The organism is Bartonella sp. CM31XJBT (genome assembly GCF_028618555.1).
Taxonomy (GTDB): domain Bacteria; phylum Pseudomonadota; class Alphaproteobacteria; order Rhizobiales; family Rhizobiaceae; genus Bartonella.
Genome location: NZ_JAQITD010000005.1, coordinates 114,700 through 126,480 on the forward strand (window position 1 = coordinate 114,700; position 11,781 = coordinate 126,480).

Sequence of the window (11,781 nt, forward strand, 5' to 3'; positions counted from 1 at the left end):
ATAAAATGGGAAAACAAAGAATATTGAAAAATTTTTCTATTTTATTAAGCTCAATCGTTTTTTTTAATGGGGCTGTAACATCGGCATTCAGCGCTTCATCTAAAGATATATTGGTAATGGCGTGGAATATTGATTCAATTAGTAGTTTTGATCCAGCGCAAACTGTTGAGGTTGTGACGAGTGAGTTATTGACGAATATTTGCAGCGCGTTAGTGCAATATGACGAGCATGATCCTACAAAAATTCGCCCTGCTATGGCAAAATCTTGGGACGTTTTAGATAATGGCAAAAGAATAGTTTTTCATCTTCGTGATGATTTAAAGTTTAATGACGGAAGGACGGCTACAGCGCAAGATCTGGTATGGTCGATGCGACGGATTATTAAATTAGGATTAAGCTATGCTCAATCTTTAATGGATTATGGGTTTACCAAAAACAATGTTGAAACAAATATTCAGGCACTTGATGATAAGACTTTACAATTAAAATTAGATAAACCCTATCCTATTCAGCTCATATTGACTGTTATTGGACAATCTTATGCTTCTGCTTTGCTTGATCGGGAAACAATTGAAGCACAGAGTATTAACGGTGATATGGGGAATAAATATTTAGCAACACATTCAGCTTGTGTTGGACCTTATAAATTGGTGAGCTGGTCTCCAGGAGATAAAGTTGTGTTAGAGGCGACACAGCATTATTGGGGCGATGTGCCTAAAATTAAGCAGATTGTTGTGCAGCATGTAGCGGATTCATCAAGTCAAAGACTTCTTTTGGAAAAAGGTGATGTGGATATAGTGCGTGATCTTTCTTCAGAGGATATTTTAGATCTTGAAAAAAAGGGAGAACCAGTCAAAATTAGTCGTGTTTTGCGTCCGCAGATTATTTACCTATCGTTAAATAATAAGAATGCAATTTTTGCGAATGAAAAGGTCAGACTGGCACTTCGTTATTTGGTTGATTATGAAGGTCTTGGAAAAACTGTTTTGAAAGGAATTGCTATTCCTAGGGCAACTTATATGTCTTTAGGTGTTCCAGGTGCTTTAGATGAAAAAGAAGGTTTGCCTTTTCAGTTAGATTTGAAAAAAGCAAAACAACTGATTACTGAAGCTGGTTATCCTAATGGGTTTAAAGCTAATCTTTTAGTTGGAAGCCTTAGTTATATGTCGTCTGTTGCACAGTCTATTCAAGCCAATGCACGCAAAATTGGTGTTGAGCTTACAATTGAAAAAATGGCACAAAATCAATTGTTGAGCCGTGTACGTGGTGGAAATTATGATACTGCACTTATGGGGTGGGGGAGTGCTGATCCTGATGGACATCCTGCTTCATTAAATCACGTGTTTAACCCTGATCCAACATTTACAAAAAAGCACAATATGTATTTAGCTTGGCGCGCTGGGTATTATGATGAAAATATTAATAACATGGTGATGGATGCTTTGTTTGAGCAAGACCCCAATAAGCGCATTGTGCAATATCGTACTTTACAGCATTATGTGTTAGAGCATGGTCCTATGGTTTATTTATTTCAGACATATTATACCGTTGGTATGGGACCTGATGTCAAAAAATGGATTTGGAACAGTTATAGACTTTATTACAATGAAGCAGAAAAATAAAAGAAGCATGTTATAGAGAAGGATTGTAGAACATGCTTCATAAGAGGTTGTTTCGTTATATAAAAAGAGGTATTTGCTTTATGTTTTGTCGCTACAGAGGGGATTTTTATAATGGTTTTGCCACTTTCAGAGACTGAAAGAGCTGTATCAGAAAAGCAGAAAAAATTATTTTTATGGGATTTTTTATGCAAAGGATTGAAACTTCTTATTTCAGTTTTTATCACATTGCTTGGGTTGGTGACGATCACTTTTTTTCTTGGTCATCTTCTTCCTCTAGATCCGGTTCTGTCTATTCTTGGTGATAATATCAGTCAGGAAGCTTATGATGCAATGTATTATAAGCTGGGTCTTGATAAGCCGTTGATTGTCCAATATTGGAAGTATCTTCATAATGTATTTTTGTTTGACTTTGGAGATGCTTTAACTTCTGGGCGACCTGTTCTAGCCGATATTATGCGTGTATTTCCTGCAACATTAGAGCTTGCAACCGTTGCTATTGTTATTGGCACAACTCTTGGAATTCCATTTGGTGTTTTTGCAGCAATGTATCGCGATTCATTTATTGATTATGTTGTCCGTGTTTTTACACTTGTAAGTTATTCTACTCCAACGTTTTGGCTCGGATTAATGGCGTTGTTAATATTTTACGCCAAGCTTGGCTGGGTTGGTGGCCCAGGACGTATTGATTTTCTTTATGAATATTCTTTTGAACCAAAAACAGGATTTTTCCTTTGGGATACGGCAAGCCAAGGACAATGGGAGGCTTTTGGTAATGTTTTTAGTCACATTATTATGCCTGCTTTGATCTTGGCTTTCGGTGCTATGGCTTATATTAGCCGTATGACTCGTGGGTTTATGATTGAGCAGCTTAATCAGGAATATATCATTACTGCACGTGTAAAGGGATTATCGTGGGCGCGAACCGTTTGGGGGCATGCCTTTCGAAATGCTGCTGTTCAAATTATTACTGTTGTTGCGCTTTCTTATGCTTTTTTATTAGAAGGGGCTGTTTTAACGGAGACAGTTTTTGCTTGGCCTGGTTTTGGACATTACTTGACAAATGCTCTTTTAGCCGGAGATATGAATGCAGTTGTAGGATGTACTTTACTTGTAGGATTTATCTTTGTCGCCATTAATTTATTTTCTGATTTGCTTTATCGCATTTTTGATCCAAGGACACGTTGAATATGACAGTAAGTAATCATCATAAATCGCAATCATCATCTTCTTTGGGTAGTTGGTTAAACGATCCTGTTCCAAACTCCATAATTCAAGCGAACATACAAAGAATTTATCACGCACTGGCTAAGTTTTTTCATAACTTTTCGGCTGTATTCGGTCTGCTTATTATTTGTATTATTATCATATGTGCATTTTTTGCTCCTTGGATTGCTACGCATGATTTTCTTAGCAATGATCTAGGGCATCGGTTGCAGCCACCCTCTATGGCACATTATTTTGGAACAGATGAATTGGGACGTGACATTTTTAGTCGCCTTGTTTTTGGTTCCCGTATTACTCTTTATGTTGTTTTTCTTACAACAGTTATTGTAGGTCCAATAGGGCTTATTGTAGGAACTGTATCTGGTTATATGGGCGGATGGGTTGATACTGTGCTCATGCGTATTGTCGATATTTTTCTTGCTTTTCCAGGTTTGATTTTAGCTCTTGCATTTTCAGCTGCATTGGGACCAGGGATTGAAAATGCTTCTATTGCAATTTCAATTGCAGCATGGCCGCCAATTGCACGTTTAGCACGTGCTGAGACTTTGACAATACGTTCTTCTGATTATGTTTCTGTAGTTCGCTTGCAAGGGGCCTCTGCTTGGCGAATTATTTTGTTTCATGTTGCGCCCATGTGTATTCCTTCAGTGATTGTACGATTAACTTTGGATATGTCTGGAATTATTTTAACGGCTGCTGGTCTTGGTTTTTTAGGGTTAGGAGCTCAACTTCCAAGTCCTGAATGGGGTGCGATGCTTTCTTCAGGGCGGGAATTTATGATGACAAATTGGTGGTTGGCGGCAATACCAGGCTGTGCAATATTATTTGCAAGTCTTGCTTTCAACCTTTTAGGTGATGGTCTTCGTGATGTATTGGATCCACGCAATGGGTAATAAATTATTAGAAGTAGAAGATTTACGTATTTCTTTTCCTACAACGCGCGGCATTTCAGAAGTTGTGCGTGGCGTTAGTTTTTCTGTTGGAAAAGAAAAAATTGGAATTGTTGGTGAATCCGGATCTGGAAAATCGATGACTGGGCGCGCAATACTAAGGTTAAGTCCAAAAGCAGCCATTGTTAAAGCTAAAAAAATGCGCTTTGAGGATGTTGATTTATTGGCCGCAAGTGAACCTCAGATGCGAAAAATCCGTGGGAAACGTATTTCAATGATTTTACAGGACCCCAAATATTCACTTAATCCATTAATACGGATCGGGGAACAGATTATGGAGGCTTATCGTATTCATTATCGTGTTTCAAAAGCTGAAGCGCGGGAGCGCACCATATCTATGTTAGAATCTGTTCATATTCGTGATCCTGAACATGTGATGCGTCTCTTTCCTCATGAAATATCTGGGGGGATGGGGCAGCGTGTGATGATTGCAATGATGCTCATTCCAAAACCTGATTTAATTATTGCCGATGAACCAACATCTGCGCTTGATATTACGGTCAGACGGCAAGTTTTATCCGTATTAGATGAACTTGTTACAAAGTCTGGAACGGGACTTATTTTCATTAGTCATGATTTAAATATGATTGCTGATTTTTGTGATCGTATTTTAGTGATGTATGCGGGCCGTGTGCTAGAAGAGTTGCCTGCTTCTGATTTGTCTCACGCTTGTCATCCTTATACAAAGGCGTTGCTCGCGAGTTTACCACGGCTTGATAATCCAGTTGATATTTTGGCTGTTCCTGAGCGTGATCCTGATTGGTTGTATAATCCTACGATTGTTAATGGTGTTGAGGAGGTTCCTCATGACAAATTGTGAGAATATTATTGATGTTTCTAATTTATCTGTAACTTTTGGTCATAGGCATAAGGCAGTAACAGTTGTTAAAAATGTTAATTTTCATATTAAGCGTGGTGAAGCTTATGGTTTGATTGGTGAATCCGGATGTGGAAAGTCAACTATTTTGAATACATTGGTGGGGCTTATTCCAGATTATAGTGGAAAGTTTCTTTTTGCTGGACAAGAAGTTGAAAAGAAAAGAAGTAAGGATTTTTTACGCTGTATTCAAATGGTTTTTCAAGATCCTTATGCTTCGCTGCATCCAAGAAAAATGGTCCATACGGTTCTTTCTGAATCGCTCAAAATCCATGGGATGGATAATCAAAGAGAGCGGGTAGAGGATGCTTTAGATTCCGTTGGTTTAGATTCTTCATTTCTTTATCGTTATCCTCATGAGTTGTCTGGAGGGCAGCGTCAGCGTATTGCTCTTGCACGTGCTTTAATTATTGAGCCAGAGGTGTTATTGCTTGATGAGCCAACATCTGCATTGGATGTGTCGGTACAGGCTGAAATTTTAAACTTGTTGAAATCATTGCGCGTGAGAAAAAAACTTACTTATTTAATGGTATCCCATGATCTTGCTGTTGTTGCACATATTTGTGAACGTGTTGGAATTATGCATAAAGGGATTATTCTTGAAGAGCTTAGCAATGATGAATTGCGTAATCTACATGCGCAACACGATTATACAAAGGAGTTTTTTGAAGCAAGTATAGAGCCTATTGTCCATAGAGAGCAAAGAGCATGATCCATTTTACAGAAGAGAAAATGCAATTTTATTTGTTTTGAAGTTTCTGGTGATGTTTGGCGGTATTGTTAAGAGGGAAGGGCATAATAGGATTTTTCCAGTATGAATTTGCTGGGCAGTGTTTGAGCTATAATATTTTAAATCCTACTAGAACTCCCATTTTGAAATATACGAGTGACTTATAACATACATCCCTTTGTTTAATATTGTTACATTATTTTTACTTATCATTTTATGTTCAAAAGTTTTATTTTGGCATTTAAAGCATTAAATTTGTGAGAAATAACAAAAGATAGTAATACTGTATTTTCTAGAAAAGCTTCACATTATTTTTCAATATTATTTTGTTTTTGGTTGTTCTCTTTTTACAGTTTTATTCTTTATAAAAAGAATTTTTTGTAAAAAACATTCAATGGTCAATGACAGTCTTCAAATATTTCGCTGTTCTCTATTTAAAAAAGCGCTTAAAAACAGCTTATAATAAGCCAAAAAGGCAGCAATATGCTGCCTTTTTGTTAAATTGAATGGGCTGTTTTTTACAGTCGTTATTTAAAACTGATAGCGTATTCTTCCTGAAAAGCTTGCACCACTTATACCAGTTTTTGAAGCTTTTGTTGATAGCTGACATCACCATGAAGGGAGAGGTTAGCGGACAATTGTGCACTAATACCAAGCCCACCTTCAACGGAACTTCTCGAGGGGTCACGTTTATAATCCTTATCGATATGGAGTGTCTGATCATCACCAAAGGTTTTGATCAAGTTTACTTTTCCATAGAAAGACATAGGACGGCTGTTTTCAGTGGCAATGGTTTTTGTCAAACGTCCACCAACACGGATTATCCATTGAGAAGGATTTTGCATGTCAATGGTCAGATTATCAGCATCTTTAATGGTATCAAACATCAAATGTTGATAGGCAAGCTGTGCCTGCGGTTTGAATGTTACGCCTTGAATACCCGTTGCAAATTGTTTGCCAACATTTGTGGAGATCGCCAACATTTTTGTATTTTTCAATTTTGCGGTTGTATTAATGAGGGCATTGGTGATCTTTCCCTTTAGGAAGCCATAGGATAACAGCGTATCAAGATAGAAACCACTGTCACGCTGTTTACTGCCATAGGCGGTGAGTTGAAATGACCATTTATTCAATATGCTCTTACTTGCTGTCTTGCATATTCTTTGGAGTGAAGGAGAGTTGCCCGTAGGTTCCGACAAGACTAAAATGTATTGTAGATATTTTTCCCTTCTGCGCGACAAGGTTAATAGCTCCTTGTAGAGCAGCATAACGAAGATGAGCACTGCTATAACCATATTTACTAGGAGCACTACTTATCAGAAAATAAGCTTCCTGTTTCTCCATAGGCGTATAAGAAGAAGCCATTCCGTTTGTCTTATTCTTTCCTTAAGACAGATGTCGCATATTGGCTAACAGTTGCACTTTGCTTATCCATATCGGTCAATCCAGCATACAAGAGAGCACAGGGCATGAAAAAATAGCTTGTATTTATGGCACGATGGTTTTTACTTTTGAGTTGCTATCAAGCAGTACTGGTTGTAAGCGAAAATCCCAGAAATTTTTATTTTCTCCTAAAAGGTTTTGTTCAGCATTTGTTTTACTGTGGTTTGATTTTGGTCCATAAGCTTTCAGTATATATTTATAAGGTGAACCACTTATTGTGATATAGTCCTGTGCAAGTTTGAAAGAGTTTTGATTTACTTTCCCAGAAACTTGAATGAGTGAAAGACCACGTGCACTGGTAAGAGCAGAAGCATCTGCTTTAATATTGTTCTTTTCTAAATGTCCAGTGATATAAACCAGTGTAGTACCTGAAACATCACCGTGAATCAGAAGATGGTCAGCTTTTTGTTTGTTTATGGCAGCACTATCACTCCATTCGACGTTGAAATGAATTTCTGCTTTTCCTGTAGCATTGTAGACTTTTTTAGTATTTGGTCTGCCAGATCCTATGTGCAACGTGTGATAATGATTTTCAGTTGGCTCTTCAAAAACAATAGAGCTGTTATTGATGTTAAGGACAGAAATATCAGAACGTGCTCTTTGAGCAATATCAAACAGTTTTTCATTCTGGATTTTTTTATTTGTGCTTGTTTTCAATGTCCATTTCGTATTGTTTTGCAAATCAAAGACTGTTTTGAATTTTTTTTCAGTGCTCACTTTGCCGTCTAAGATGGAGTGATCGGCGTTTAGTGTAAAAGTGAAATCATTTTTTTTCGTTGAAGCTTCGGTTACTAATAAAACATTGGCACGGATTTCTGAATTTTTGAGATTGGCTTTACCAATTGATTCATTTGCATTAATTCCAGTACCGTTTTTAATATGAAGTTTTGTATTGGTTAAATTGATTTCTGATGTTTTATTGTTCTTAGACTTTTCAAATGCGATACCTCTATCTTCTGCTGTGGCAGAAACATTTGTTACATCAATATGTCCATTATTATTGACAACAAATGCACTATTTTCGGCAATTATTGTCCCTCCACTCATTTTGATTGTGCTGCCATTTTCTGAATAAAGTCCGATCTCAGCATTTTTAATCGTTGTGTGGCCATATAATTCAACTAAACTGCCAACATCTTGGCTTTCCGCACCGAATCCATTACTATCTGCTGTTATTAGAGTAACATTCGTGGCTTTAATATGTCCGCCGTTTCCGGCAAATAATGCAGTAGTTTTACCTTGTACTGTTCCTCCCGTTATGGTGATGGTGGATTTTGAGTCTTTTGCATAGAGCCCACTGTCATCAGATGATGTAATTTGAGCATTGTCAGTTAAAGTAATAGTGCTGCCGTTTATGGCAGATACTGCTGCACCTTTTGCGTTAAATGATCCTCCAGAAACTGTTATTTGAGAACCATTATCTGAAATTATGCTATTGATTGCTTGCGGAACGGTTACATTTTCTAAAGTAATGGCACTTCTTCTTGCAATTATTGCATTGATTAGTAGTGCATTATCCTTACGATTTAATATCGTTACATCTTTCAGTTTGTTATTGCTCTTGTTTTTTAACAAGTGAACGCCTGCTTCGGAAGCAGTAATGGTTCCTCCGATCATTTTGATTGTGCTATCGTTTTGCGCATCAATTCCGATTTTAACGTCACTGATCGTTGTATTTCCAAGTAATTCAATCACACTGTTAGAGCCAGAGGCAGCTGCACCAGCAGCTACACCACTGCCATTATTAGTTGCTTTTAAAGCAACATTTGTAACCGTAATATGGCCACCTATGTCTGCTTCTAAGGCTGTATATTTTCCTGTCACGTTTCCTGTTGTCATTGTAATTGTGGATTTTGAGTCTTGTGCATAGAGGCCTGCTTCATCATGTGACGTAATTTGAGCATTGTCCGTTAAGGTGATGCTGCTACCGTTTTGAGCACATATTGTTGCATAGCTTGAATCAAATGATCCTCCAGAGATTGTTATGTTAGAACGATTATTTGCAATTACGCTGTTGCCTGTTTGAGTCACTTTTACATTTTTTAAAGTGAGACCACTTTCTTTCTCTAGAAGAATTCCTTTGCCTGAATTTTTATCTTTACCGGTTGATATTATTACATTTTCTAGTTTACTTTCGGTGCTCTTACTGTTCACGAAGCCAACACCAGTTTTAGAAGTTGTAATAGTCCCCCCAATCATTTTAATTACGCCACCGTTACTTGCCACAAGCCCAACACCAGCATTCTTAATCGTTGTATTGCCATATAATTCAATCATACTATTAGCGCTATTGACTCCTGCGCCTATTATAGGAACATCGGTGACCTGGCCCCCATGTTCATTTGTTGTTAGAGCAACATCCGTGACCTTAATATGTCCACCGTTTTCTGCGACCAACGCTAATTCTCCGGTTACTGTTCCTCCCGTCATTGTGATGGTAGAATGTAAACCATTTGTGTAGAGTCCTTTGCTATTCGATGATGTTGATGTAACTTGAACGTTACCTTTTTTATTGCTGGTTAAAGTAATGTTGCTGCCGTTTCCAGCGTATACCCCTACGTTTTTTCCCTCAAATGATCCTCCAGAAACCGTTACTTTAGAATGATTATTTGCAACTATGCCACTTTTTGCCCGCGTAACTGTTACATTTTCTAAAGTGACGTTGCTTTCCTTGTCGGCACCTATTCCTGTGATTTTAGGCTCTTTATTGTTACTGCCCGATATTTTCACATTTTCTAGCTTGTTTCCATTGCTCTTACTATTATAGAAACCAGCACCGGTTGCAGAAGCTGTAATGGTCCCTCCGATCATTTTAATCATTCCACTGTTTTGTGCATGAAGACCGATTACAGCATTCTTAATTGTTGTATTCCCATGCAATTCAATCACGCTGTTTGGACCGCCGGCGACAACTGTTCCTATTTTATCATTCGTCGCAGTTAACGCAACATCCGTGACCTTGATATGTCCACCGTTTTCTGCAACCAACGCCATTTTTTCTGTGGTTACGCTTCCTCCCGTCATTTCGATTGTGGTTTCTGAATCTGTTGCATGGAGTCCAGTGCCATGAGATGATGTAGTTTGAACATTGTTAGTTAGAGTTACGCGACTGCCATTGTAAGCAGATATTGCTGCCTTTGTGGTATCAAATGATCCTCCCAATATCGTGATTTCAGATTTATTATTTGCTGTAACGCTATTCGTTGCCTTAGTCACTTTTACATTTTCTAAAGTGACTTCACTGTCTTTGTCTGCAAATATTGCAAAAGTTAGTGGAGCTTTGCCTTTGCCACTTGATATTATTATATCTTTTAGCTTGTTTTCAGCATTCTTACTGTTCAAGAATTTAGCGCCAGTGTTGGAAACTGTGATAGTTCCCCCGGTCATTTTCAGTGTAGCACCATCCTTTGCTTCAAGACCGAAGAAAATGCTAGAACCAGTTCCTTTAATGGTTGTTCCATCCAGTAATTCAATCGCAGTGTTAGAACCTTCAGCTGTTATAGCGTGCGCATTTGTGCCTATGTTGGTGTTTGTTTTTTTGTTTCCGATTATCGTCAAATGCTTGCCGATAATTTGACCACCTTTTTTTGCGTGAATAATTTCGTAGGTTTCGTTGGAAACTTCTTTTTTACTTTCTGAAATTTCAAGATTTTTAGCTTGTGCATTAAGATTGATACCAGAAAGTACAACTGCCACAATTGCTGTGCAGGATAGAAGAAATTTTTTAGGCATCAGTCTACTCCTTTTAAAGCCCCAAACATTCATTTTCCCGCTAACTTCATAAGAAGAAGTGAAAATAGATATTGCTTTTATTTTAATAACACAGCACTTTGATATTTTGTTTTGCTTTTTTTGTCAAAATTAAAGTTGTATTTATGTTTAATTATGTAACATTAAATTTATTTCATAATGTATTTTTATCTAATTATATTTTAAAAATAATTTTTAATATTCATGGAAATATTATTAGGCGTTGATAGTTGCATTAATAATATTTTTATTGATCGTAGATATTCTTTTATTCCAATATTCATTGGTGTATGATTAAAGAAATACAGGAATAAAAAGACAGTAAAAACGTAATGTAAAAGAGAAGAGCAGTGCCTTTAAAGTTGTATATTTTCAAAAAAAGGAGAGGTTTTAAAGTAAATAAAGAATAAATCTTTTTGTGTGTAATTTGACTTTATATTTTATACTGAGTGGGAAAAGGTGAAATTAGGGTAGAGATGCGATAATTGATTGTTGTTGCCTACATTGTGTATCAAATGAGTTTTTGACAGCAAAAATGAGAGAAGACTTTGACAGAGCTTTGAAGGTTCTTTGAGTGCTCAGTGTCTTCTTTGAACAAATGAAATATAAAAATATACAGAATCTGCTGATAAGCCACAATTTCCGAAAGGCTATATATTATACAAAGCCTCTGTTGTGGGGAGCTGTTTTTAGCCCGATAGGGGCACTCATTGCTGCTGTTGTGGCTGTCATTATGGCTAGCTGTTTTGCTTTGTGGAAATATTGGGATCGTTTCTCTTCTTTTGTCAAAGGCTTTGCACGGGGGATAGCCCGCGCTTTTGGGCGTGCCTTTGAAGCTATCATGCGTTTTTTGGGTGCTGATACCGCCACCATTACGCATTAGAAAAACATAATCGCTAATGCTTTTGATTCCTCTCAAGCTTGGCAAAAGTTCAAACAGGGGCTTGGCGCGTTGTTTTCAGGTGGTTTGGCAATGTGTGGAAGGGCTTTAAACAAAGCCTTTCCAACTTTTGGGGCTGGTTTGGAAGCTTTTTTGCTCGCGAAAAGCTCTCTGAGGGTGCCAAAGCACGTGCCAAAGGAGCAGTAAAAGCGCGTTCCCACCACGATAGTGTGCACGTGAAAGATCTGCTTTTTTCAGAAGAAGCGGTTGAGCTGAAGGCTTTGAAACATGTTGAATTGGCTGAG

At 37.6% G+C, this 11,781-nt stretch carries 7 protein-coding genes and 2 pseudogenes; 7 read left to right on the plus strand and 2 right to left on the minus strand.

Annotated features, from left to right (window positions below; genetic code table 11):
• Positions 1 to 5 precede the first annotated feature (5 nt).
• The 5 genes from PVV63_RS03900 to PVV63_RS03920 all read left to right on the plus strand — a co-directional run bounded on the left by PVV63_RS03900 (position 6) and on the right by PVV63_RS03920 (position 5,385).
• On the plus strand, positions 6 to 1,622 hold the full coding sequence (locus PVV63_RS03900) for an ABC transporter substrate-binding protein (protein WP_273790730.1): 1,617 nt from the start codon (positions 6 to 8) through the stop codon (positions 1,620 to 1,622).
• Between the two features lie 111 nt (positions 1,623 to 1,733).
• Positions 1,734 to 2,807, plus strand: a complete 1,074-nt coding sequence (locus PVV63_RS03905; RefSeq protein WP_273790731.1) for an ABC transporter permease — start codon at positions 1,734 to 1,736, stop codon at positions 2,805 to 2,807.
• 2 nt (positions 2,808 to 2,809) lie between these two features.
• Entirely contained in the window at positions 2,810 to 3,739 is a 930-nt protein-coding gene (locus PVV63_RS03910) for an ABC transporter permease (protein ID WP_273790732.1), read from the plus strand.
• Positions 3,732 to 4,616, plus strand: coding sequence for an ABC transporter ATP-binding protein (locus PVV63_RS03915; protein WP_273790733.1), 885 nt, complete (start codon positions 3,732 to 3,734; stop codon positions 4,614 to 4,616). Before PVV63_RS03910 ends, PVV63_RS03915 begins: the two co-directional genes overlap by 8 nt.
• Positions 4,603 to 5,385 carry an ABC transporter ATP-binding protein gene (locus PVV63_RS03920; RefSeq protein ID WP_273790734.1) on the plus strand — a complete coding sequence of 261 codons (783 nt, stop codon included), beginning with the start codon at positions 4,603 to 4,605 and terminating at the stop codon, positions 5,383 to 5,385. The genes PVV63_RS03915 and PVV63_RS03920 overlap by 14 nt, the downstream gene beginning before the upstream one ends.
• Before the next feature lie 549 nt (positions 5,386 to 5,934).
• On the opposite strand, the pseudogene PVV63_RS10470 reads toward PVV63_RS03920, so the two are convergent.
• Positions 5,935 to 7,842 (minus strand): annotated as a pseudogene (locus tag PVV63_RS10470) (autotransporter outer membrane beta-barrel domain-containing protein); the annotation flags it as partial.
• A 1,524-nt stretch (positions 7,843 to 9,366) separates the two neighbouring features.
• A pseudogene (locus PVV63_RS10475) lies at positions 9,367 to 10,611 on the minus strand (autotransporter outer membrane beta-barrel domain-containing protein); the annotation flags it as partial.
• A 559-nt stretch (positions 10,612 to 11,170) separates the two neighbouring features.
• Between PVV63_RS10475 and PVV63_RS03940 the strand changes: the two are divergent.
• Both PVV63_RS03940 and PVV63_RS03945 read left to right on the plus strand, forming a co-directional pair.
• Entirely contained in the window at positions 11,171 to 11,479 is a 309-nt protein-coding gene (locus PVV63_RS03940; RefSeq protein WP_273790738.1) for a hypothetical protein, read from the plus strand.
• A gap of 38 nt (positions 11,480 to 11,517) precedes the next feature.
• A partial coding sequence (locus tag PVV63_RS03945) for a hypothetical protein (RefSeq protein ID WP_273790739.1) occupies positions 11,518 to 11,781 on the plus strand: 264 nt, incomplete at its 3' end.

What these genes read in the sequence shown, in the direction of transcription:
- PVV63_RS03900 (WP_273790730.1), top strand. Translation starts at nt 6, where the DNA reads ATGGGAAAACAAAGAATATTGAAAAATTTTTCTATTTTATTAAGCTCA.
- PVV63_RS03905 (WP_273790731.1), top strand. Translation starts at nt 1,734, where the DNA reads ATGGTTTTGCCACTTTCAGAGACTGAAAGAGCTGTATCAGAAAAGCAG.
- PVV63_RS03910 (WP_273790732.1), top strand. Translation starts at nt 2,810, where the DNA reads ATGACAGTAAGTAATCATCATAAATCGCAATCATCATCTTCTTTGGGT.
- PVV63_RS03915 (WP_273790733.1), top strand. Translation starts at nt 3,732, where the DNA reads ATGGGTAATAAATTATTAGAAGTAGAAGATTTACGTATTTCTTTTCCT.
- PVV63_RS03920 (WP_273790734.1), top strand. Translation starts at nt 4,603, where the DNA reads ATGACAAATTGTGAGAATATTATTGATGTTTCTAATTTATCTGTAACT.